The following is a 25,770-nucleotide window of genomic DNA, read 5'->3' as shown; positions in this document are numbered from 1 at the left end:
TTAGTATCAAGGAGGTTTCCTTTTGAAAACTTACAAAATGGTATGTTTAGATATTGATGGAACTTTATTGAGTTCGAGGCATGAGATTACGGAGCACACAAAACAAGTCATTCGTAAAGTCGTAAATGAAAAACAAATTCCGGTCATCTTAGTTTCGGCAAGAATGCCTAAAGGAATTCTGTTTTTGCAGAAAGAGCTAAATATTGTACAGCCGATTATTTGTTACAGTGGTGCTCTTATTTGGAATCATGGTGACCAGCGGTTGAGCATTACAATACCTGTTTCAAAGGTAAAGATGGTGTATACCATAGTTAAAAGATTGGGCATTCATATCAGTTTATATAAGGATGATGAGTGGTTTATAGAAGAATTGGATGAATGGGCCAAACAAGAGAGTGAAATAACAAAAATTACTCCGAGTATTGCTGATTTTAGTAATTTATTTTTAATCTGGGAGCAAAATAATACGGGAGCAAATAAAATTTTATGCATGGCTGATTTTGACAGAATACAAAAATTAGATGCAAAACTGAAACAACATCTTTCTACTCATTTAAATGTTTATCCCTCAAAGTCTACTTATTTGGAAATTATGTCCAAACACGCAACTAAGACTTCTGGCATTGAATACTTGTGCAAAGAATTTGGTATCCAAAGAAGCGAGATTATTGCTATAGGCGACAACTTTAATGATACAAATATGATTGAATTCGCTGGACTAGGCATTGCTATGGGAAATGCACCAATACAAGTTAAAGAAATTGCGGATGATATCACTCTTTCTAATGATCAGGACGGTGTTGCAGAGGCTTTAAAAAAATACCTACTATCCTAAATTGAAATTTATTTAACTTTTCTGAAAAAAACGTTGAAACGTTTCCAATACGGTGATATTATAGGTTTAAGGAAATGGTGAAACGTTTCCAAAGTAAGAAAATAAAATTGTTTTATTAATGGAGGTATTGTAGTGCCAAGTATAAAAGATGTTGCGGAACTAGCAGGTGTGGGTGTTGGCACTGTTTCACGAGTCATTAACAACCATCCAGCCGTAAAGTCCGTAACACGTGAGAAAGTAAATGCAGCAATAAAGGAATTAAATTATATTCCAAACGAAGTAGCAAGAAACTTTAAAATGCAAAAATCAACAATGGTTGCATTATTGCTTCCGAGTATATGGCATCCATTTTTCTCGGAACTTGCCTTTTATATTGAAGATCAGCTGGATCGGGAAGGCTATAAATTGATGCTTTGCAATAGTGGCGGCAGGCCTGACAAGGAGCTTTATTATTTAGATATGCTCAATCAGAATAAAGTAGCCGGTATTATAGGGATTACCTATAATGATATAGAAGATAGTGTCCGTACTGATATTCCCATTATTAGCTTGGACCGGCATTTTGGAAAAAAAATCACTTGCGTAACTTCTGATAACTATACAGGCGGTCGAATTGCTTTACAAGAGCTCGTGAAGGCAGGAGCTACAAAAGTGGCTTACTTAGGAGTAACCAGTTCAGCTTATAGTGAAGTTGTACTAAGGAAGTCAGGTTTTATTGATGAGGCAAAGATACAAGGGATCGAATTTAGTACCTATGAGGAACATGATGAAGTATATGAAGACGATTCATTCTTTGAAAATTTCTTTAATCTGCCGCACCACCAAAACGTAAATGGAATATTTGCTAATACAGATTTACTTGCAGCTAAGTATATTGATAAAGCTAAGCTAAATGGATTACGAACTCCAGAGGATGTTAAAGTAATCGGATATGATGGTATTCAAGTTAATAAACTGTTTCGTCCTATTTTATCAACAATTCGACAGCCAGTCGAAGAAATGGCAAGGATGTCTGTAAAACTACTCTTAAGAAAGATTGAGGGTGAAATGTTAGAGCAAGAGATTTATCGAATCCCTGTCATGTATAGGAGAGGGGAAACGACGTAGGGTTTTATATTTTGGTCTTTAATGGAAACGTTTCAATTTGTAGATTGAGCAGGTACTTTTTATAAAATGTGCGATTAACATTACAGACCAAATTTTTTTATAACAATTTGGAAACGTTTCAAAAATGATAAGAGGCGCAGAAATAACAAATTTAACGTGAAAGTGAGGCAAGGATATGGAATTGGCAAAGAAGGCAAATTCTGTTATCGATTCACATGCCAAAGTAAAAAGGGGTTTAAAGATTAAGAAGATTTTTAGTAATTACCAGCTCTACTTATTTCTTTTACCTGCATTAATTTATTTTATTGTTTTTCATTACCTCCCTATGTATGGCATTCTAATCGCATTTAAAGATTTTGTAGCCACAAAAGGGATTATGGGAAGTCCGTGGGTAGGATTTAAACATTTTGGTAGGTTTTTTGAATCCTTTCAATTTTGGACACTGATTAAAAATACACTCGGACTTAGTGTGGTCCAATTAATCGTTGGATTTCCGCTGCCGATATTCCTTGCACTTATGTTAAATCAAATTAGAAGCGAGAAATACAAACGTTTTGTTCAAACGGTAGTATATGCACCGCATTTTATCTCGGTAGTAGTGTTAGCTGGTATGATCTTTGTTTTCTTTTCGAATAACGGTTTGATTAATAATATTATTTTGTTATTTGGCGGAGATCCGATATCGTTTATGGCAAAACCAGAATGGTTTAAACCATTATACATAGCATCCGGAGTCTGGCAGGAAACAGGATGGGCCGCGATTATTTACCTGGCTGCACTTGCAGGGGTAAGCCCCGAACTACATGAAGCAGCCGTAATGGATGGAGCAAATAAATGGCAGCGAATCTTTCATGTTGATATACCAGCCATTATGCCAACGGCGGTTATTTTATTAATCCTGTCCGTGGGCGGCATTATGAATATCGGCTTTGAGAAGGCCTACCTACTACAAACACCTATGAACCAGCCATCTGCAGAAATCATTCCAACGTATGTATACAAAATGGGGTTACAACAAGCACAATATAGCTTCGCTGCTGCAGTAGGTTTATTTAATGCAGTAATTAACTTGATTTTATTAATAGCGGTAAATAAGTTCGCGAAAAAATTGTCAGGGACAGGATTATGGTAAGGGGGTGCAACGAATATGAGTTTACTAGCTTTGAAGAATAAGAAGATTACTAGAAGATCGAAGGAAGACAGGGTCTTTGATATCATCAATGTTTTCTTAACAGCGATGATCTTGATATTGGTAGTGTATCCTCTATATTTTATCGTCATTGCCTCATTTAGTGATCCTAATATGATTTACGAAGGGAAGGTATGGTTGCTGCCGAAGGAAATCACTTTCGAAGGATATGAAAGGATATTCAGAGACAGTAAGATTTGGCTGGGTTATAAGAACTCAATTATCTATACAGTTGTTGGTACATTCGTAAATGTAGCATTCACTTTAATGGCTGCCTATGCATTATCCAGAAAAGATTTATATGGAAGAAACGTGTTTATGTTCTTATTTCTGATGACGATGTTTTTCTCAGGAGGATTAATTCCTACTTATTTAGTAGTAAAAAATTTAGGCTTGCTTAATACCATGTGGGCGTTGATCTTACCAAAGGCAGTAGCCGTTTGGAATGTGATAGTAGCCAAAACCTATTTTGAGACAAGCATCCCAAATGAACTATTAGAAGCGGCAAAAATGGACGGATGCTCCGATGCGAAATTTTTCGCGAAGATTGTCCTGCCACTATCCAAACCGATTGTTGCCGTAATGGTGTTATTCTATGCAGTTGGCCACTGGAATTCCTATTTTGATGCACTAATCTACTTGAATAATGAAAACTTATATCCGCTGCAGTTAATATTACGAAATATCTTAATTCAAAATCAGGCATCCACCATGATGATTAGTGATCTAGATTCGTTAGCAGCGAAACAAAGAGTTTCTGAATTGATTAAATATGGTGTAATTATTGTTGCTTCTGTTCCGCTCTTAATCGTATATCCTTTTGTCCAGAAGTATTTTGTTAAAGGTGTTATGATTGGCGGAATTAAAGGTTAATAAAAAAACTTATAAAAATTGAGGGGGAAACAAAATGCTTAAATCGATGAAAAAAGGAATGGTGAAGAACAAGAAGAAAGTATCAATGGCTTTGGTTTTAGGATTAACGGCATCGCTCGCTTTGACTGGATGTACGAACAATGAGTCCGCAGGATCAGATAAAGCAGAAAAGGTAGCCTTTAATAAAACAGGTTTACCGATTGTTGATAAACAAGTTACGTTAAACATTGTCTCACCAAAGGCAGCCTTAGCACCTGATTATTCTGAAATGGTCATATTTGACCGACTTCAAAAGGCAACGAACGTAAAAATTAAATGGAATAATATCCCTGGCGATGGATATCAAGAAAAGAAAAATTTAATGCTGGCAAGTGGCGACCTGCCAGATGCGTTCTATGCGTCAGGATTTAGTGATCATGACCTCATACAGTATGGTCAGAACGGCACTATTATACCACTAGAAGATTTAATCGACAAATATGCACCTAATTTAAAGAAACTATTTGAGCAAAGACCGGATTTGAAAAAAGTTGTAACTGCACCAGATGGACATATTTATTCCTTACCACGTGCGGAAGAAATGGATTTAGTTGGAATGCCGAACATTATGTTTATTAATAAAGTTTGGTTAGATAAACTTGGTCTTGCCATGCCAACAACATTGGAAGAATACCATGATGTGTTAAAAGCATTTAAAGAGAAAGATCCGAACGGTAACGGAAAGCAAGACGAAATTGGATTAACTTTCTGGTACAACGGCTGGTGTGGTAACGAGGGTGATCTAATTGGTTTATTCGGCTTACCAGACTCACCTTTTGAAGCCGATCACCGTGTCGTGAGAGATGGAAAAGTACTTTATGCTGCAGTACAGCCAGAATTTAAAGAAGCAATCAACTATTACAATGGCTGGGTGAAGGAAGGTCTTATTGACCCCGAGGTAGTAACACAAAAGACGGAACAATTATTTGCCAAAGGGAAGACGGAAGATCCAACATTAGGCTCTTTCATCTGGTGGGAAAATACCGAAGTAGTCGGAACGGATCGAGTGAAAGATTATGTTGTTTTACCTCCATTAAAAGGGAAAGATGGCAAGATTGTCATTGGCCGTTCCAATTATTCTGAGTATGGCAGAGATGCATTCGTTATTACGTCAGCAAACAAAAACCCTGAGGTTACCATGCGTTGGGTCGATGAATTATATGAACCAAAAATGTCTGCTCAAATTAACTGGGGTCCGATCGGTGAAATTTATGAGGAAGATGCAAATGGTATGTTAGTAAATAAAGAGCTTCCGGACGGCGTTGCAATGGGTGAATTGCGTCAAAAGGTTGCCCCAGGTGGTCCATTTGTTGTCTTGAAAGATCACTTTGGCAGTGTGGTAGACATGGAGCCAAGAGCAAAAGAAAGATTAGCCATACTTGATGAGTATTACAAACCACATATGGTGCAAGAAAACTATCCATCTATCTTCTTTAGCCCTGAGGAACTTGAAATTATTAACACGATTGAGCCAGAAATCAAAACATTTGTGAAACAAAAGGAAGCTCAATGGTTGATAGAGGGTGGAATTGAGAAAGAAATGGATGCGTATGTGAAGCAATTAAACGATATGGGACTTGAAAAATTAATGGATGTTTACCAAAAAGGGTTGGACCGTTATAACAAACAATAATTCTTATAAAGCCAGATTTCCTGCCCGTCTGGCTTTTCTTTTCAAGTAAGAAGAAACAGGATAATTGATATGAAGTACCATCCATGGAACAACTCGTTGATTTTTTGAAAAAGAATAATAGTTATTTATTTCGGAATGACTATTAATGAAAGGAAGAACGAAATCATATGAATAATGTCATAGAAAAACAGAATTATCTGGAAAAATATCGTCCACAATATCATTTCTCACCTGAGAGTAATTGGATGAATGATCCAAATGGGATGGTGTTCTATAAGGGAGAATATCATCTGTTTTATCAATATCATCCAAATGGAACTACATGGGGCCCCATGCATTGGGGACATGCGGTAAGTAAAGATCTTGTTCATTGGGAACACCTTCCAATCGGTTTGGCACCGGATGAGCATGGAATGATATTTTCTGGCAGTGCCGTCGTCGATTGGAATGACACTAGTGGCTTCTTTAATGGGAAATCAGGATTAGTATCCATCTTTACTCATGCAGATACTTATCCAGATTCTAATCGACCAAGACAACGTCAGAGTATTGCCTTTAGCAAAGATAATGGACGTACATGGACGAAATATGTGGGAAACCCTGTTCTTCAAGAGGAAAGTATAATAGATTTTCGTGATCCAAAGGTGTTCTGGCACCGTGACACCAATCGTTGGGTTATGGTATTAGCAGCTGGCCAAACCATTAGAATATATACTTCAAAAAATTTAACTTCATGGGAGTTTGCCAGTGAGTTTGGTGAAGGACATGGATCACATGATGGTGTATGGGAGTGTCCCGACCTATTTCAACTACCGGTTGATGGTGATGATAATCAGCAAAAGTGGGTGCTATTTGTCAGTATAGGTGAAGATCCTAGCTTACAGGAAGGCTCTAGAACACAATATTTTATTGGTCAATTTGATGGTCATTCGTTTGTAAATGAACACTCACCTGAAACCGTATTATGGATTGACCATGGGCGTGATAATTATGCAGGAGTTTGTTGGTCTGATGTTCCAGTCGAAGACGGGAGAAGGATTTATCTTGGCTGGATGAGTAACTGGCGCTATGCAAATGTAACCCCCACAAAAGAATGGCGAAGTGCAATGACGATTCCTAGAGTGATTTCACTAAAGAGAACCGAAGAAGGTGTTCGTCTTGTACAAAACCCGATTCGTGAATTACAAGGTCTTCGTGTTGAAAATATTTCAATCCGAAACGAAGTAGTCGTACCCGGAGTAAATCTTTTATCTAATGTAAATAGTAATACATTCGAAATCATTGCCGAGTTTGAAATGAGTTCTGCTGCGGAATTTGGGTTCAAGGTGTGTAAGGGAAGCAAAGAAGAAACAATTATTGGGTATGATGTCAAAAACAAAAATTTCTTTGTTGATCGAACAAATTCGGGAGAGGCATCTTTCCACGATTCCTTCGCAGGAAAACATGACAGCAATCTACTATCACAAAAAATGGTAAAATTTCATATTTTTGTTGATCGGTCTTCGATAGAGTTATTTGGAAATAACGGAGAGTCCGTAATAACCGACCTAATCTTTCCAAATGAAGAAAATAAACAAATGGAACTCTTTGTTAAAAATGGTGAGGTTAAGTTGCATTCGTTAGAGTTATATATTTTAAAATCTATTTGGCGGTAATGAAGAGAAATGGTAATTGGGGGATACTAGAATGAAAATTTTTAACAGCAGATTATTTCAGACATTGAATACCGTTGTAGACTTATTTCTACTAAACTTATTATGGTTTATTACTTCGCTTCCCCTAATTACCTTTTTCCCAGCGACTGCTGCATTGTTTGGTGTTGTTCGAAAACGAATTATGCAAAACGACACGGACGGTATGTTTAAAAATTTCCTTGCACTGCTAAAAGAAAACTTCAAACAAAGTTTAATCCTTTCTGTCCTTTGGACTGTGCTTGGCATTTTTTTGTTATTTGATTATCGTCTCATTCAGCCAGAGTCCTCAATTATTCATCTTATTCTTTATATCATCTTAGTTCTTGGCATTTTATTATTCTGTTCGATATCGATATACCTTTTTCCGATTATGGTCCATTTTGAACTAAACTGGAAATGGGTTATCCGGAATGCCTTTTTCTTCTCACTTATGAATCCGGTCTTAACGATTCTATTATTGGTCATTGTTGGCGTGTGTTTCACTCTAATCTATTTTTATCCAGTCACGATATTATTCATCGGTAGTTTCACAGCCTATGCGGTTTATTACCTATGCCAAATTTGGTTTAATCAGATCCTTGACCTGAAGAAATCTAACCGCGATTTGTGATACTCAGCACATCAGGAAAGAGCAAAACGTAATGAAAATTTTCCTAAAAAAGGTGATGGCATGTATCAAGTCATAAAAGGGAACAAATTCCTCCATGTGTTTATTATTGTTATATTGACGATTCAATCGTTTATTCCGTATTTTACTAGTGTTAAAGCTGCTACACTTCCAGTGAAAAATAACGAAAACTATCGCCCAGGATATCATTTTTCACCTATAAAAAACTGGATGAATGATCCAAATGGAATGGTATATTATAACGGAGAGTATCATTTGTTTTTTCAGCATAATCCCACTGATAAAGTTTGGGGACCGATGTATTGGGGGCATGCCATTAGTAAAGATTTAGTAAACTGGGAGCATTACCCTATTGCAATTTATCCAGATGAAAATGGTTTTGCCTGGTCAGGCAGTGCTGTAGTGGATTATCAAAATACCTCTGGTTTGGGAACAAAGGAAAATCCACCGATGGTAGCACTTTATACAAGTGAACTTGGCGGTGATAACCAACATGTAAGCGCCACCTATAGTGTGGACAATGGCAGAACTTGGACAACACTTCCACAAAATCCAGTTCTAACAATGCCTAATGATCTTAAGGCAAGCAGCGGAGGTTCAGGTGTTTTCCGTGATCCAAAGGTTTTTTGGCATGAGCAAAGCAAGCAATGGATCTTTGTTATAACGAGCGGGAAACGTATTGATTTCTATTCATCTAGTAATCTATTAGATTGGAAAAAGGTAAGTGAATTTTCCGATCCAAAAGCAGCGGAACAAGGTCTTTGGGAATGTCCCGATTTATTCGAGCTGCCCGTATATGAAGCTAACGGAAACCAAACCGGCTCAAAATGGGTTTTAACGGTAAGTATCAATCCTACACCAACTGGTGGAACCGGCATGCACTACTATGTTGGAGATTTCAATGGAACTACATTTACTCCTGATGAAAGCACAGACGAATTAAAGTGGGCAGACTTCGGGGCTGATTTTTACGCGGCTGTAACATGGAGCAATACCGTTAACCAACCAGAAGATGGCCGCCGAATATGGCTTGGGTGGATGAATAATCCTGCTCAATATGCTGGACAAATTCCAACTTCAACCTGGCGTGGTTCTGCCACCATTCCCCGCGCGTTATCGTTAGTTCAGAAAGAGGAAGGGATTCTTTTAAAACAACAGCCAATCGAAGAATTAACGAGTTTACGAGATACAGCGAATGAAGTAAAGATTGAGAATAAAAAATTCACTTCTGAAAATCTATTAAATGATATTCAAGCTGAAATGTTTGAGATTGAGGCGGAATTTAATCTTAATGAAACAACAGCAAAAGAATTAGGATTTCATGTCCGTAAAAGCGACAATGAAGCTACGACGATTTCCTATAATATCGCAGAAGGCAAATTGGCTGTAGACCGAAGACAGTCAGGTAAGACAGATTTTCATCCAGGATTCCCTTCTATCCAGCAGACGAACTTGTCCGTAAAAGATGGGATCTTGAATATGAAACTTCTCGTTGACCGCTCATCTGTCGAGGTATTTGCTGAAGAGGGTACAACCGTATTTACCAATCAAATCTTCCCAAGCGAATTCAGTAAAAATATAGAGTTATATGCAAAAGACGGAGAAGTAACGATAAATTCGCTATCCTATTATCCGTTGAAAGAAGCAAATTTTACTAGGTATGTAGATGAGGTAGATGTGGATAACCTTCCGAATACAATCGAAAATCCTGATTTCGAAACGGGTGATTTATCCGGATGGACCGTTACAGGCTCCGCGTTTAGAGAACCAGTCTCTAATATAAGTGAATTTTGGGGTGGTCCGTTTGAGCACCAAGGTACCTATCATGCGTGGGGGTTCCGAGGGGCGACTAGCGACGACAAGTCTGATTTACGAACAGGAATGATGAAGTCATCTCCTTTTGTCCTTGGGGGGAACGGAGTCATTGACTTCTTAGTCGGCGGAGGACAAGATCTAAATACATTGTATGTTTCCCTTGTTCATGCAGCCACCGGCGAGGAACTAATGAAGGCAACGGGGGCAAATACCGAAAAATATCGCAGAATAACTTGGGATGCCTCAGAGTTTATTGGTGAAGCTCTTTATATCAAAGTTGTCGACTATCACTCCGGAGGATTTGGCCATATTAATGTCGATGATTTTCATGTCTACAATGTAGATGAGAGAGTTCCCAACGACCTAATAAACCCAGGGTTTGAAACTGGAGATCTAGCAGGATGGTCAGCGGAAGGAAATGCATTTGATGGAACTGTCACTGATCAATCAACCTATTGGGACACTCAAATTCCGTTTGGACATAAAGGAAATTATCATTTATGGGGCTTTCATGGTGCCGTCCCTGAAGAAACAGATAGAAGAACGGGAAGTTTAACATCCAACACCTTTACTCTATCGGGTAATGGAGAAATCTCGTTCCTTTTAGGAGGAGGAGATGAAATGGATGGCGGAACAAAATACGACTTATATGTTGCGCTCGTCCGTGCCTCGGATGGTAAGGAGTTATTTAAGGCGACAGGACCGGAATCTGAGGCTTACAATCGTGTTACTTGGAATGCGGCAGACTATTTAGGGGAACAGGTCTTTATTAAAGTAGTTGACCAACATCCTGGAGGATTTGGCCATTTAAACCTCGATGATTTTCAAGTAAAAAGCCGTGGAATTCTAAGTCATTTGAAATTTGACGAAAATGAAGGGAATACCGCTCTTGATACAGTTAAAAATGAAAATTTAAAGGTCGAATATGTCTTTAATGATGCAAAGTTTAAGCCATCTACCGATCCTCATTGGAGGAAAGGGGTTGTCAATAATGCGCTTTTATTTGATGGGTATTCTACCTATATGAAGCAGTCTGTAAAAAAATCGGCCCAGCCTAGTGATGCCATTACAATTGAAGCTTGGGTGGCACCGCGTTCCTATGAATGGGGAGATTTAGGTCAGCTTTCTGCGATTGTTAATCAGCATAACAAAGCACGCGGGGAAGGCTTTATTTTAGGAATGGGCCGACATGGTAAATGGTCCTTTCAAGCAGGTCTAAACGGAGAATGGAAAGAAGTGTGGGCAAAAGAAGATAAAATCCTTGAAAAAGATCAATGGTCTTATATTGCTGCCACTTTTGATCAAGACACGAAAAAGATGAAATTGTTTTTAAATGGTGAACTAGCTGGAGAAGTGGATACTCCGCGAAATGCAACGATTACCGCTTCTGATAACGATCTTTTAATCGGAAAACACAATACAGCTGCTGTAATAAGTGCGTTCACGGCTAATATGTTTAATGGCATGATCGATGAATTAAAAATCTATAATAAAGCATTATCTGATGAAGAAATTAAAACGAATTATTCTCAAGTAATTGACAGCTTTGAAAATAGTCAATTGCCTAGTCCAGATTTATCGTTCGATCGAAGTGTGTATGATGGAGATCGTTATCGACCACAATATCATTTTATTTCACCAGGTCATTGGATGAATGAGCCACATGCTCCATTTTATTTCAATGGAAAATATCATATTTTTTATCAGCATAATCCACAGGGGCCATATTGGCACCAAATCCATTGGGGTCACGCCGTAAGTGATGACATGGTTCATTGGGAAGATGCACCTGTTGCTTTAGCACCTTCAGGTGTTTCACCAGATGGTGTATGGTCAGGTTCGGCAACTTTTGATAAAAATGGTGATCCGGCATTATTTTTTACCGCAGGAGATGATAGCAAGACTCCGAATCAAATGACAGGCTTAGCTAAGCCTGTTGATGTAACAGATCCAATGCTGAAAAAGTGGGAAATGCTAGATAAACCTGTCACAGTCCAACAGCCTGATTTACCAGCTGAGGAAGGGAAAGTCATGTATGGTCAATTCCGTGATCCGTTTGTTTGGCAGGACGGAGATACTTGGTATCAAATAGTGGGTTCTGGTATTGAGAATGTTGGTGGGACAGCGTTACTTTACAAATCAAAGAACTTGGAAAATTGGGAGTATGTCGGTCCTTTCTTTACTGGAGATTCCAAGGCGAATCCGAAAACAGGTGATGTATGGGAATTGCCGGTGTTCCTTCCGATTGGCAAAGATGGTAATGGCGAACAGAAGTATGCCTTCTTTATCAATCCTTGGTTCAAAAGCTATAGTGAACATAACGTAAAATATGTATTCCATTGGGTTGGTTCATGGGACAAAGTAAACAATAAATTTATCCCGGATCATGAGGAGCCTAAGTTATTTGATTATGGTGAACACTTTACAGGACCTAGCGGGATGATTGATGAACAAGGACGTTCTATTCTTTTTAGCATTGCTCAAGACAGAAGAACGGATGCGCAGCATTATGATGCCGGATGGGCACATAACGCTGGTTTACCTTTAGAATTGTCTTTGCTGGATAATGGTGAGCTCGGAGTTGAACCGATTAAGGAATTAGAGACGCTTCGTGGTGAAAAAATTATTAATATTAAAAACTCAACGATATCAAAAGCGAATAAGCGTTTAGCGAAAATCAAAGGTGATATGCTAGAAATTACACTTGAGATTAAAGCGAATTCGGATGAAAAGTATGGTATTAAAGTACGTCAATCGTCCGATTCATCAGAAGAAGTAAACTTATATTTTGATGAATCATCCGAACAATTTGGTGTAGATGCTTCTAAAATGAGTTTAGATCCTGACATCGCTAAAACAAGCAGTGCCGGAACCCTTTCTTTAGATGGGGAAAATTTAAAGCTTCATATCTTCCTAGACAGATCCATGATTGAAGCCTATGCTAATGGCGAAAAAAGCATCACCACAAGAGCATATCCAACGAGAGCGGACGCTTTAGGATTTGAACTGTGGAGTCAAAATGGAACAGCTAAAATTGTATCGATGAAAGTAAATGAGATGGGCTCAGCTTATAGTGACGACGTTGTCCCAGCATATTATGGGGATGAATCCGAACAGGAAGAAATTCCACATGGTGAATTAACAAATCATGATTTCCAAACAGGTGATTTGTCAGGCTGGACCATTGTGGAAGGAAATACATTCACAGATAATCATGTTACAAATAAAATTGATTGGGGCTGGGGTGGTCCATTCGGGCAGGCAACAACTTCGATAGACCCAAGTAGGTACCATCTATGGGGCTTTAACCCTGATCAGGGTGGAGATTCAGCTACAGGTATATTAAAATCTGAAAACTTTACGCTTGGGGGGGATGGTCAAATTGATTTCTTAACCTCCGGAGGGGCAGATGAGCAGCTTCTCTATGTTGCTCTTGTCGATGCAGAAACAAATGAAATTCTAATGAAAGCCACTGGTCATAATGGTGAAGCCTATCGGCGTGTCTTTTGGGATGCATCAGAATATAAAGGTAAAAACCTCTATATTCAAGTAGTCGATAAGCATACTGGTGGCTGGGGCCACATTAATTTAGATGATGTAAATGTTCCAGTTCAAATTGAAGAAAAGCCTTAAGTAGAAATCTTTAAAACGTAAGCAGTATTAACCTATTATTTTTTAAAGCCTTCAAATAATAACTAATAATATTTGGAGGCTTTTTATTTCAAGCAGCCGACAAATTCTAATAAAAACCTTTTTATTGCATTTGCTTTCACTTGGTAAAATCATTTATTAATTTTGATAAGGGGCGTATATTTGTGAATAAAGATTTAATTAAACGCATTGAAAAGCTTAGAAAAAAAATGATTTCAGTCGGAATGACTAAAGGATTTACTGCTGAAGAAACCATTAATCTCAGTCAAGAGGTTGATAATTTATTAAATTTAACATGAATATTACTAAGAAAAACGTCTGCGTAATTTAAACGTAGAGAAACCCAATATTTTATAATCAAATTTAAATAAATTTAAGCTAAACAATATATCGCGCATGCCTTAATAGTGATTTTACCCAGTATAAGAAAAGTGATTGTGAAAACTTTCACTTAAAGTAACTGGGGCGATGCTTCAAAAACGAAGGATAGCTTTTCTTAATCAAGTAACGGGTGAGTTTAGCTAGAGTAGAGACAACCTCAGTATTTCGTTTTTGAAACAAAATAAGCATATTTATAATAAATAAAAAGGCCGTTCCTTATTTCCAATAAAAATCGGTGCAGGTGTGATTGGCAGCTCCTGTTAGCGAAAAAAGGCTACTAAACAATCATAAAAATAGGACGCTGCCAGTGTGATAGCGTTTTACTTTATATTCTGAAGGGGGAGGCAAGAGACAGGATTCTATTGCTTTTTTTGATTTTGCTCCTGCAATCTCTTTACAAACTTTAACACACCTACTGAGTCTGGATCGCGGTCAATTGGATCACAAACGAAAACTAATAGATCTATAGTTTTATTGTCTGAATGCCTGATTTCCCTTTGAGAAGCATATGTCTTTTTTTCCGGTTTTAAAAGATGATTTGGGGACCTGGGGCTCTTAAAAAAGTTCTAAATATATATAACCTTATCTAAAAAAGTTAGAATTTTATAAAAATAGATTTGAACTTACAATAAAGGTGTAAAGAAGATTTAATAAAAACGAAAGAGGGGGCAATAAGAAATATAAGTTTAAGCATATTTACTTCAATATGTAACCGTTAACAAATACTTAAAAAGAATTATAACAATGGAGGAGAATGATCAATGAATGTATAGCAGCCTTATCTCGTCTTCCAAGAAGATGGCCTGAACATGGTTTGTGGGATAGATCATTTATTTAATAATTAAGGGGGCTTGTTACGGTGAAGAAAAAAGGGATCCTATCAATTGTTTCATTATTATTAGTATCATCTCTCTTTTTATCGGGTTGTTCGGGAGAAAAAACAGGAAGTTCCGAAGCAAAAGGTGATAACAAAACGATTACGGTTCTTGTTGAAGGAGGAAGCCCGGCCTTTAAGGCAGCAAAAGAAACCGCTGCGGAATTTAAAGCGGAAACAGGCTATAGAGTTAAAATTGAATCCGTTCCCTATACCGGAGTCTATGACAAACTTAAGGCTGAGGTAGCTTCACAGGCAGGAGCATTCGATGTTGCAACCATCGATATACTTTGGTTTCCTGCTTTAGCTGGCGGACTTTTACCGTTAGAAGATCTCATGACAGATGACCTTAAAAATGATCTATTCCCAGGATTAGTAGAAGGCGGAAGTTATCAGAGTAAGGTTTATGGAATGCCGGTATGGACGAACGCCAAAAATTTAATCTACCGTAAAGATCTTTTCGAAGATGAAAAGAACAAAGCTGATTTCCAAGCGAAGTATGGATATGAGCTACATCCCCCAACAACATGGGATGAATATAGTGATGTTGCCAAGTTTTTTACTAAAGATACCAATAATGATGGAAAAGTGGATATGTACGGAACAACGGTCTTTGGTGCGAACAATGGAGATGCAGTAGCCAGCTGGCTTGATCATGCAGCCCAAGCAGGTGCGAAACCATTGGTAGTTGGTGATAAAGGTAAAGTTCTTGTCAATACGAAACCGTATGTTGATTCTTTACAATTCTTAGTTGATCTTTTGAAAAAGGATCAATCGGTTCCATCAGGTGCACTTGAAATGGCATCTGCTGAAACTTCTGAGCTATTTTGGAATGGGAAATCTGCGATGATGCTTGCATGGGGTCACTTTTATGTCCCTTCAAATGACTCTAAACAATCAAAGGTAGCAGGAAAAGTTGGAAGTGCTCCAATGATTGGCGGCAAAGCAGGAATAGGTGCTGTCCCAGGCCCATGGTATCAGGTTATTCCTAGTTCTTCCAAAAAACAGGAGATTGCCAAGGAGTACCTCAACTTTATTTATGAAAAGAATGAACTATTTATGAAATCATTGGGCGTAGCAGCGAGAAAATCTGTATTTGAAAGTTATAGTACGCAGCAGGGCTATGAACATTTGAAACCGCTTATGACGACATTAAGCGGACCACAAACACAAAATCGACCTGCTATTAAGGAATGGCAAGAAATTGAAAGTGAAGCACTCATTCCAGCCGTGCAATATGCACTTTCAGGTGAAAAAACACCTCAAGAGGCACTTGATTGGGCAGCAGATGTAATCAAAGATTTATTACCGCCACAGTAAAATAATATTTTTAAATAGAATCTTTTCATTGGACTATTTTTTTCAATGAAAAGGTTCTAAAAAATAACATTTTGATAGAAAGGAGCGGTTTTCTTGAGACTCAAAAATGGGGCGTTATCGACGATCTTTTTCTTTCCTGCTGGGATCTTTATGCTGGTATTTCTGGTCTATCCAATTTTTCTTTTAATTAGAGACAGTTTTTATAAGATTGATATCATTAATCCTTCATTACGAGAATTTGTCGGTTTTGCAAACTATACAAACTCGTTGACTTCCGAACGTTTTTTAAAAGCCCTTTGGAACACAGTGGTATATATAGGAGTAGCGGTGGGTTTCGAGTTTATCTTAGGGCTTATCCTTGCTTTGCTTCTCAGCAATGCTTTTAAAGGAAGCCAATTTATTCGGACTCTATTGTTAAGCCCACTTATGCTGGCACCTTTAGTTACAGGAATAATTTGGAAATTTATGCTTAATGATCAATTCGGCATTATCAACTGGGGGCTTTATAAACTTGGAATCCTTTCTGACCCGCATCAAATACTCTGGTTATCAGACTCACGTTTTGCACTCTATTCTACGATTATTGCAGACATCTGGTTAACAACGCCTTTCATTATGCTCGTTCTATTAGCAGGTATTAAAGGAATTCCTATTAGTTTATATGAATCTGCTGATATGGATGGGGCCAATAAATGGCATAAGTTCCGTTACATTACTTTTCCTTCTCTTATCCCAGTCGCCACCGTAGCCCTATTAATTCGTATGATTGATGCTGCAAGAACATTTGATATTGTGTGGGTGCTAACGCAAGGAGGACCAGGTTTTTCTTCCGAGCTGCTAAGTACCTATATGTATAAGACATTGACCCGTTATGGAGAAGTGGGGCAGTCAAGTGCCATGGCCGTCATCTTTATCATCATTTTATTAGTCCTAAGTTCCTTCTTCATTACAAAAATGTGGTCACCTAGGAGAACACATTAATGATAGGAGAGGTGAAATAGATCATGGCCCACATGCCAATAAAAGAAACGATCGTTGAAAAACCAGTTCGGTTTGCTAATTTTCATTTTAAGCATAAAATATGGACACTAATGGTATTAGTGGTCACCTGTTTGCTGGCTTTATTATTCTTAGGTCCGTATCTCTATCTGCTATTAACATCGTTGAAACCATCCGCCGAGGCAGTTACTGCACCACCGACTTTATGGCCCTCGAGATTTTCGATAGAAAATTATATAAAAATGTTAGATTACTTGCCTATAGGAAAATATTTTTTTAATAGCTTAATTACGGCCGGCGCAAGCACCATTTTAAGCGTATTCTTTGGTGCCATGGCTGCATATGGAATTTCTAGGTTTTCTTCCATAACAGGAAGTTACTTTTTGTTATTTACCTTAGTGATCAGAATGGTACCAATGATTAGTATTGCGATTCCGATGTATATGATTATAAAAAGTATGGGCTTGATTGATACCCATTTTGCTTTAATCTTGGTGTATACCAGCTTAAATGTACCATTTGCCATTTGGTTAATGATAGGTTTTTTTGACTCGGTTCCAAAGGAATTTGATGAAGCGGCAAGGGTGGATGGATGCAGCTGGATCGGGGCCTTTATCAGAATTATTCTTCCGGTGTCACTTCCTGGACTGGCAACGACTGCTATCTTTACTTTTATGTTAGCTTGGAATGATTTCTTGTTCTCGTTACTCATGACCAGTACGAATGCCAAAACGGCGACAGTAGGCATTTCAGAATTTTTAACTGCGTATAATCTTGATTTAGGTCCAATGACAGCGGCGGCCATCTCATTTAGTCTTCCTGTTATGATATTTTCCTTTTTCATACAGCGTTATATTGTAAGCGGCATGACGTTAGGAGCAGTGAAAGAATAACGACTTCATCTTGATCTGTGAAAAAAAGCAAATTGCGGATGAACAAACACACTAAATTGATAGGAGAATTTATTAATGGCTAGTAAAAATTATTACGACGTAACAGAGTGGCCTGTCGGTAATCCGTATGCGGATATTGGTGAGGTAATCAATAGCATGATAGCAGATATTAAAAGTAGGCAAACTGACACTGATGTAAATAAAGGTGGAAAGCCGGGTGCGGTTATCTATATTCCACCGGGAGATTATCATCTTGGCAGTCAAGTAGTTATAGACATCAGTTATCTTAAAATTATGGGTTCTGGACACGGGTTTACATCTTCGAGTATTCGTTTTAATACTTCTGAGAAAGAATGGGCGGATTTGCATGAATTGTGGCCGGGAGGAAGTCGCATTCTCGTAGATATTCCCCTAGAAGTAAATGACGAGGAATATAAAGGAGCTGCATTTTATGTTGAACGAAGTGGAAGTCCCCGAATAAGTTCGGTAGAGTTTTCTAACTTTTGTATCGATGGTTTGCATTTTATTGAAGATGGTTCAGGAGAAACAAAACCGGAAAACACATACACTAACGGGAAAACGGGTATTTATGTTGCAAGTGCTTGTGACTCATTTCGGATTACAGGCATGGGGTTTGTGTATTTAGAGCATGGAATTACTATTTATCATGCAGATGCACTGACTATACATGATAATTTCATAGCTGAATGTGGGAACTGTATAGAACTGCGAGGCTGGGGACAGGCTTCAAAAATAACCGATAACTTAATAGGAGCCGGTTTTAAAGGATATTCAATTTACGCTCAAAATTTTGGTGGACTTTTGATTACAGCTAATAATGTTTTTCCACGAGGTGCGAGCAGTATCTATTTTGATGGTGTGACACGTTCTAGTATCACAAATAATAGACTTCATTCATTTTATCCAGGAATGGTGGTATTCAGGGAAAATTGTTCGGAAAACCTGGTTTCTTCAAATCACTTTTTACGTGACCATGAACCTTGGACTCCTTTTCTGGGAATAGACAATGGTTTAGATGATTTGTATGGTCTCCTCTATATCAGTGGCAATAATAATTCTGTAATAGCTAATCACTTTTCTGAAGTAATTAATACTCAGAACATCAAGCCAGTAGGTGCAACACCTGTAATCATACGTATTGTTTCGGGTAATGGAAATTATATTTCTAATAATCATGTTGTTGCCACGGAGGTTCATGCCAAGATCAGTGATTCTTGTTTCTCTGCTCAAGTAGAAGCTTTGTTAACTACCGAAGCATCAGTGCCGCTTACCATAACAACAGTATTGGTAGAAAAAGAATCGCTTCAAAATACGATTCTTGATTCGGGAAGTGATGCACAGGTTGTTATAGACAAAACTGTAAATGCACTCAGGGCCACTCCAACGTCAGGACAGTAATAGGGTATAATGTTGAAAAAGAGGAAATCTACCAAAAATTAATAAACTGGAGAAACATAATGGCTAAACTAATGAGACTCATCGAATCTCCCATTAAGCGGAAGATTATCTTATTAGCACTGTTTTCAGCACTAATCCCTTTACTTGTTATTGGTCCTTTAACGTTCATTTATTTTAATAAAGTAATAGAAAATAAAGTGTCTACCACGATTGATAACTTTTTAACGATTGTCGATTGGAATATTAATGCTTTTGCAAGCAATGTAGAGAATTTATCGAATGACATCTTTCTTTCAAATGAAATACAATCTTATTTAACCTATAAAAAAACAGATGCAAAGTTATACAGATTAGAAACGTCATCTCTAGAAAACTTGAATAATATTACAGTGGTAAATAACCCCTATATCAATGCGATTTACGTTGGGAATGAAAATCACGGTTTTTTGAAAGTAAACCGCGGGGAACGGAATATGAAATATGACATCTATCAAGCGGTAAAAAAGTCCAATATCTATCCGCGTTTACTCCATAGTCAGTGGCAGGGTGAATGGCTAAATGGCAGTAATTTAGAACTTGTGAAAGATAGTAATCAATCTTTACTTTATGGAAGAAATATTCGAGATCTTGGAACGAAGGAACAAAATGGGATTGTCCTGATCGATCTGGATCGATCTTATTTTGAAAATATGTTTAAAAATAGTAATCCCCCAGGCGATATTTTAATATTGGATGATGATAAAATTTTGTTTTCAAGCAGCAATCGTTTCTCTTCCTCTCAGGTAGCCGACATCATTCAAGGTCGTGAGAAAAGTGGAACAAGTAAAAAAGTAATCAATGGAACACGATATTTCTTTAATGTTCATACAAACAAGAAAACAAATTGGGATGTCGTCAGTATGATCCCCTATGAAAATATTGTTCGCGAGGTTAACCAGCTTCGATTGGTAACAATTTCACTATTAGTCATTGCGTTAATCATCTCCTTAATTTTTGCTTTATTTATAACGAGGAGAATAACAAACCAGTTAAGTTTGCTGCGCATGGTTACAGAAAAAATGGAAAAACGAGAGAAAATAGTGGGTATTGATTTTAATAATGAGGATGAACTTGGAGAGATTGGGAAACAGATTGTTCACCTCTATAATTGGAATAATGATTTAACAAAAAGGTTATATAAATCACAAATCAAGGAAAAGGAAGCAGAACTATTAGCCTTGCAAAGCCACATTAATCCGCATTTTTTATATAATACGCTGAACACTATTTTTTGGATGGCAGAGAAAGTAAAGGAGAAACAAATAGCAAAAATTGCGATTAACTTGTCAAAAATCTTTAAACTTACCTTAAATGATGGAAATCATATTACCTCTGTAAAGAATGAAATAGAACAAGTTAAAAGTTATCTGGATATCCAAAATATTCGTTTTGACCATAAAATCCACTACTCATTCACGATTGAACCTGAAATCATGGAAGAAAGTATCATTAAATTGCTGTTACAGCCCATTGTAGAAAACGCTGTTTACCATGGGTTGGAACATCAGGAAAGCGGTACGATTATGATTGAAGGTACAAAGGTCGAGAAAGGTTTACTTTTCATTATTCGTGATACAGGAAAGGGATTTGACATGAATGTAGTAGATATTAACAAAAATGGTTATGCTTTAAAAAATATTAATGAACGATTGAAGATTTATTATGGAAAAGAATATGGATTACAGATTGAAAGTGAAATAGGAAAGGGAACTACTGTTTATCTTAAGGTTGGCCGAAAGAATGACGAAATCACTCATGACAATTTTTAAGGAGCTTTCTATTATGTATAAACTTTTAATTGTTGATGATGAAAAAATTGTAATTGAAGGCTTAAAATCAGCAGTCAACTGGCAGGAGCATCAGATTGAAATTGTAGGATCTGCTACAGATGGAGAAGAAGCACTTAAAGAAATTATGAATAAGAAGCCTGACATTGTGTTAGTAGATATAAGAATGCCTAAATTAAATGGTTTGGATTTAATTAAGGAAACAAAGGCTCTTAATCTAGATACTGTTTTTATCATTATAAGCGGCTATTCACAATTTGATTACGCCAAAAGGGCGATTCAACTCGAGGCAATCGACTATCTAGTCAAACCTATTGAAGTAGAAGAAATTGTTCATTCTATTAAAAATGCCATGTTAAAACTAGAAAATATAAAAAATGAAAAACAGGCAACCGAGCGGATTAATGAATATCAAATCGCTTTAGAAGAAAAGCGTGTTCTTGATTACATGTTAGGCCAAAGATTGGTTGCGCCGGAAAAGGAGCAAAAGCTGCACCGTTTTTCTTTTTTTAACATCGGATTGAAGGGATTTGCTTGGGAAAATTCAAATGCAACTGAAAAAATTCAAGCTTCCTTAGACCGTGTAAAAAGTCTATTAAAAGACAGAAAGATAGATAGTTTTATCTATACGATTGATAGTGAAATCGTCATCATGTTTTCACACGCTGGTTCAGAGTTTGGGGATGACTTGGTTCAGGATCTTCTGTCGTTGATCGATCATGATATGAAAATAAGACCGATGGTTGGAATCAGTAATATATATGAAACGATACCGGACATAAAGAAAGCCTATAATGAAGCAAAAGAAGCGTTGAAAAATGGTATTTTTTCAAACCAGTTAATAACCTATTATAAAGAATTAGAAATGTTCAATCATTCCTTTGATAATCGCATTATTGAAAAAATTGATTCATTTTTTAATGAAAAAGGCCCGGACCTTCTTAGCGGCATGAATCTTTTCATGGACAAAGTTTTTCTCGATTGCCAAAAGAGCAGCCTGCCCCCGGAAAAATCAAAATTCGTCTGTTTTAAAATCGTTAATCATTTCTTGGAATATATCGAAAGTGAATATGAAGTAAAGAAAAGCGGCGGCGGACGATATTTAGTTTACCAAGAGTTAAATCAACTTCAGTCTTTGGAAGAAATCAGAGTTTGGCTTGAACAATTTATTGAGCAATCAACTGCTTTTTTAAATGAAAACCACGTGTCATATAATGAAAAATTAATCATCGATATAAAAAGTTTCATTCATGCTAATTATAAAGCACCAATCGTTTTAGATGATTTAGGCAGGCTATTCCATAAGAACCCTGCCTACCTTTGCAGCTTGTTTTCTAAGGCGGTCGGTAATACCATCTTTGAATATATTACAAAGGTCAGATTAAATAATGCAAAAAAACTGTTAAGAACCACAAATTTAAAGGTATCCGAGATTTGCAAACAGGTAGGCTACGAAAATCAAAAATACTTTAATCAAGTATTCAAGAAAAATATCGGAACAACCCCTGGTCTCTATCGTTCACAGCACATACTTAAGTAAGTGTTGGACGATTGTTATTTGTTGGGGAGCCCATAGTTTGGGGGCATTTTTTGATTATCTCGTTTATGAATAATATTTATAATGTTTTTTAACCATTAATAAATTGCTGGATTTTTTGTTAGTGAACAAGGATATGTGAGAGGGGAGCCAACTGGTTCTCCTTTTTGCTATACTAAAGATACCATTGATTATAGGAGAAGTGTCACGGATGAAGGAAATGTATCCGAAAAAGGGAAGAGTTATTCTACATGTAGATATGAACAGCTTTTACGCCTCCGTGGAGATGGCTTATGAACCAGAATTGAAGGGGAAGCCCGTAGCAATTGCCGGAAACGTGGAGGAACGCAGGGGAATTATTATTACCTGCAGTTATGAAGCTAGAAAGTTTGGAGTCAAGACCACGATGCCGCTGTGGGAAGCGAAAAAGCTCTGCCCCCAGTTAATTATTAGGAAACCTAATTTTGAACGCTACCGGACTGCCTCTATCGCAATGTTTGAGATTCTCAGGAATTATACGGAACTTGTGGAACCTGTATCGATTGATGAAGGATATTTGGATATTACAGATTCATTTGAACTGGGCAGTCCAATCGAAATTGCTCAAAGTATTCAAAAAAGGGTTTTTGAACAGCTTGATTTGCCATGCAGCATTGGAATTGCTCCCAATAAGTTTTTGGCAAAAACAGCTTCTGATATGAAAAAACCAATGGGAATTACGATACTGCGCAAACGAGACATCCCTGCTGTGTTGTGGCCGTTAAACACGAGTGAGATGCATGGTGTTGGTAAGAAGACTGCTGAAAAGTTAACGACAATTGGCATTCATACTATTGGAGAGTTAGCAGCTGGCAATGAGATACAGCTTAAATCATTGCTCGGCATTAATGGTATTCGCATAAAGGAAAGGGCAAATGGAGTCGATAATCGACCCGTCGATCCTGAGGCGGTGTCTGATTTTAAAAGTATTGGAAATTCAACAACGCTGCCAAAGGATACAACCAATCAACAAGAATTATACCGGGTATTGGAATCATTGGCAGAAACGGTTTCAGTAAGGTTAAAACGAAAAAATGTTCTTGCTGCAACACTGGGCATTACCATCCGTTTTAAGGATAGAAAAACCATTACCCGCAGTAAAAAACTTTCCAATCCTATACAGCAAAAAGAAGATATCGCTTCAATGGCGAAGCAGATTTTTATCAAGGAGTGGAATGGGAACTCTATCCGTTTGTTAGGCATAACAGGCTATGATTTAGTGGAACATGATCTTGCCTTTAAACAGCTGGATTTGTTTTCATTTGAAAAAGATGCAAAAAAAGAGCCGTTACTTAAAACCCTTTCGACATTACGAGATAAATATGGGAAGAATATTATTGAAAATGCCGGAACGCGAAAATTAGACAAGGCTCATAATGTAGGAACGGGAACAAGTTTTAATAAAGATTTTCTTCGTACTTTTCCGCAAAAAAAGAAGGAAGATGATTAAAAAGCTCCGTCTTTGTTTTATAAACAAATCCGGAGCTTTTTTGTATTATTTACAGATATCTACATCTAGAGCATTTACTGGCCACCAGAAAAATCCGTCTTTTTCTAACAGTTCATCAGCAGCTTTCGGCCCCATTGATCCAGACTCATAATTTGGATAGTCTGCGGCTTTCGTTTTTTCCCATACTTCAGAAATATTATCAACAAAGGCCCAAGAATAGGCGACTTCATCCCAGTGTGTAAAATTAGTTGCATCACCGCGCATACAATCATACAAGAGCTTTTCATATCCTTCAGGAGTGTTCATCGCATGAATTCCTGTGTTAGCAAAACTTAATTTAACCTCTTGGGCATCTAGATGTCCACCAGCTTTTTTCGCGTTAAGATGGAGGGTGATTCCTTCCTCAGGCTGAATATGGATGACAAGCAGATTAGGGTTCAATAGTTTTTCCGGCTGATAATAAAGGTTCATCGGAATGTCTTTAAATTGAACAACAATCTTTGTTGATTTTGTTGTCATTCTTTTACCAGTTCGAATGTAAAAAGGCACACCAGCCCAGCGGAAATTATCTATCATAATTTTTCCCGCTACAAAAGTTTCTGTGTTAGACTCTTTGTCTACCATTGGTTCTGCGCGATATTCAGGTACGAGTTGATCCTCGACCAAACCGGCACCATACTGTCCTCGGACAAAATATTTATTTATTTTTTCTCCTTTAATCATTCTTAATGAACGAAATACCCGTACCTTCTCAGAACGAATCTCATCTGTTGTCAATTTAATCGGAGGCTCCATTGCTAATAGTGCCACCATTTGCATTATATGATTTTGAACCATATCCCGAAGAGCACCGCTCGTTTCATAATAACGTCCCCGTTCTTCAACACCAAGTGTCTCGCTCGAGGTAATTTGAATATTGGAGATATAACGGTTGTTCCATAAAGGTTCAAAAATGGCATTCGCAAAACGAATTACTTCGATATTCCGAACCATTTCTTTACCTAAATAGTGATCGATTCGGTAAACTTCACTTTCTGAAAAGGCCTGACGAATTTGTTTGTTTAACACCTTGGCAGATTCTAAATCATGTCCAAATGGTTTTTCAATTACTAGTCGTTTGTACCCCTTAACATCTGTTAATCCATCCGATTTTAAGTGTAAAGCGATTGGGCCGAAAAATTCAGGAGCCATGGCAAGATAGAAAATACGATTCCCTTCTAACTCATATTTATCATCAATTTGCTGTGCTAAATGTTTTAGGGTTTGGTATGAGCTGGAATCTGCAACATCATGTGACTGATAATAGAAATGAGAGATAAACTCATCGATTTTTTCCTTTTTGCCGAGAGCGGTTATTACCGAGTCTTTTACAGAATTCTGAAACTCTTCCGTCGTTAAGGGTCTTCTTGCTACGCCTATAACTGCAAATTTGTCTAACTTACCTTTCTGAAACAACCTGTAAAGGGATGGAAAGAGCTTCCGAACGGCTAAATCTCCTGTTGCACCAAATATCATAATTAATGAAGTCATATTCTTAGATTGTTCCACGATAAATACCTCTCTTTATA

At 37.5% G+C, this 25,770-nt stretch carries 17 protein-coding genes; 16 read left to right on the top strand and 1 reads right to left on the bottom strand.

Annotation, left to right across the window (positions count from 1 at the left end; all coding sequences use genetic code 11):
• Nucleotides 1-22 precede the first annotated feature (22 nt).
• The 16 genes from F4694_RS07970 to F4694_RS07895 all read left to right on the top strand — a co-directional run bounded on the left by F4694_RS07970 (nt 23) and on the right by F4694_RS07895 (nt 24,202).
• Entirely contained in the window at nt 23-835 is an 813-nt protein-coding gene (locus F4694_RS07970; RefSeq protein WP_179596612.1) for a Cof-type HAD-IIB family hydrolase, read from the top strand.
• 132 nt (nt 836-967) lie between these two features.
• Complete coding sequence (locus tag F4694_RS07965; RefSeq protein ID WP_179596610.1) at nt 968-1,942, top strand: LacI family DNA-binding transcriptional regulator; 975 nt, start codon at nt 968-970, stop codon at nt 1,940-1,942.
• Nucleotides 1,943-2,117: 175 nt separating this feature from the next.
• On the top strand, nt 2,118-3,074 hold the full coding sequence (locus F4694_RS07960) for an ABC transporter permease (protein ID WP_179596608.1): 957 nt from the start codon (nt 2,118-2,120) through the stop codon (nt 3,072-3,074).
• A 15-nt stretch (nt 3,075-3,089) separates the two neighbouring features.
• Nucleotides 3,090-4,004 carry a carbohydrate ABC transporter permease gene (locus tag F4694_RS07955; RefSeq protein ID WP_179596606.1) on the top strand — a complete coding sequence of 305 codons (915 nt, stop codon included), beginning with the start codon at nt 3,090-3,092 and terminating at the stop codon, nt 4,002-4,004.
• A 34-nt stretch (nt 4,005-4,038) separates the two neighbouring features.
• Complete coding sequence (locus F4694_RS07950) at nt 4,039-5,676, top strand: ABC transporter substrate-binding protein (RefSeq protein WP_257029173.1); 1,638 nt, start codon at nt 4,039-4,041, stop codon at nt 5,674-5,676.
• A gap of 167 nt (nt 5,677-5,843) precedes the next feature.
• Entirely contained in the window at nt 5,844-7,331 is a 1,488-nt protein-coding gene (locus tag F4694_RS07945) for a glycoside hydrolase family 32 protein (protein ID WP_179596604.1), read from the top strand.
• Between the two features lie 31 nt (nt 7,332-7,362).
• The gene (locus F4694_RS07940) at nt 7,363-7,980 is read left to right on the top strand and encodes a YesL family protein (RefSeq protein ID WP_179596601.1); all 618 of its coding nucleotides are present in this window, start codon (nt 7,363-7,365) and stop codon (nt 7,978-7,980) included.
• A gap of 60 nt (nt 7,981-8,040) precedes the next feature.
• Entirely contained in the window at nt 8,041-13,446 is a 5,406-nt protein-coding gene (locus tag F4694_RS07935) for a GH32 C-terminal domain-containing protein (protein ID WP_179596599.1), read from the top strand.
• Between the two features lie 182 nt (nt 13,447-13,628).
• Nucleotides 13,629-13,763: an aspartyl-phosphate phosphatase Spo0E family protein gene (locus F4694_RS32090; RefSeq protein ID WP_308806320.1), complete on the top strand. Its 135-nt coding sequence runs from the start codon at nt 13,629-13,631 to the stop codon at nt 13,761-13,763.
• Nucleotides 13,764-14,704: 941 nt separating this feature from the next.
• Nucleotides 14,705-16,039 (top strand): ABC transporter substrate-binding protein, encoded by a 1,335-nt coding sequence (locus F4694_RS07925; protein WP_179596597.1) that lies wholly within the window; start codon nt 14,705-14,707, stop codon nt 16,037-16,039.
• 93 nt (nt 16,040-16,132) lie between these two features.
• On the top strand, nt 16,133-17,020 hold the full coding sequence (locus F4694_RS07920) for a carbohydrate ABC transporter permease (RefSeq protein ID WP_257029171.1): 888 nt from the start codon (nt 16,133-16,135) through the stop codon (nt 17,018-17,020).
• Nucleotides 17,021-17,043: 23 nt separating this feature from the next.
• Complete coding sequence (locus tag F4694_RS07915) at nt 17,044-17,931, top strand: carbohydrate ABC transporter permease (protein WP_257029170.1); 888 nt, start codon at nt 17,044-17,046, stop codon at nt 17,929-17,931.
• Nucleotides 17,932-18,006: 75 nt separating this feature from the next.
• A complete protein-coding gene (locus F4694_RS07910) occupies nt 18,007-19,350 on the top strand; it encodes a NosD domain-containing protein (RefSeq protein ID WP_179596595.1) in 1,344 nt (447 codons plus the stop codon).
• 59 nt (nt 19,351-19,409) lie between these two features.
• A complete protein-coding gene (locus tag F4694_RS07905; protein ID WP_179596593.1) occupies nt 19,410-21,158 on the top strand; it encodes a cache domain-containing sensor histidine kinase in 1,749 nt (582 codons plus the stop codon).
• 13 nt (nt 21,159-21,171) lie between these two features.
• Nucleotides 21,172-22,716, top strand: a complete 1,545-nt coding sequence (locus tag F4694_RS07900) for a response regulator (RefSeq protein ID WP_179596591.1) — start codon at nt 21,172-21,174, stop codon at nt 22,714-22,716.
• A gap of 208 nt (nt 22,717-22,924) precedes the next feature.
• Nucleotides 22,925-24,202 carry a DNA polymerase IV gene (locus tag F4694_RS07895; RefSeq protein WP_179596589.1) on the top strand — a complete coding sequence of 426 codons (1,278 nt, stop codon included), beginning with the start codon at nt 22,925-22,927 and terminating at the stop codon, nt 24,200-24,202.
• Between the two features lie 45 nt (nt 24,203-24,247).
• Here F4694_RS07895 and zwf read toward each other — a convergent pair whose 3' ends face one another.
• Nucleotides 24,248-25,717, bottom strand: a complete 1,470-nt coding sequence (zwf, locus tag F4694_RS07890; protein WP_218895580.1) for a glucose-6-phosphate dehydrogenase — start codon at nt 25,715-25,717, stop codon at nt 24,248-24,250.
• Between the last annotated feature and the right edge of the window lie 53 nt (nt 25,718-25,770).

The sequence above is a fragment of the Neobacillus driksii genome, assembly GCF_013409995.1.
Classification (GTDB): domain Bacteria; phylum Bacillota; class Bacilli; order Bacillales; family Cytobacillaceae; genus Neobacillus; species Neobacillus driksii.
The sequence above is the reverse complement of the archived record's forward strand: the minus strand, read 5'-3'. Positions and strand labels throughout refer to the sequence as shown.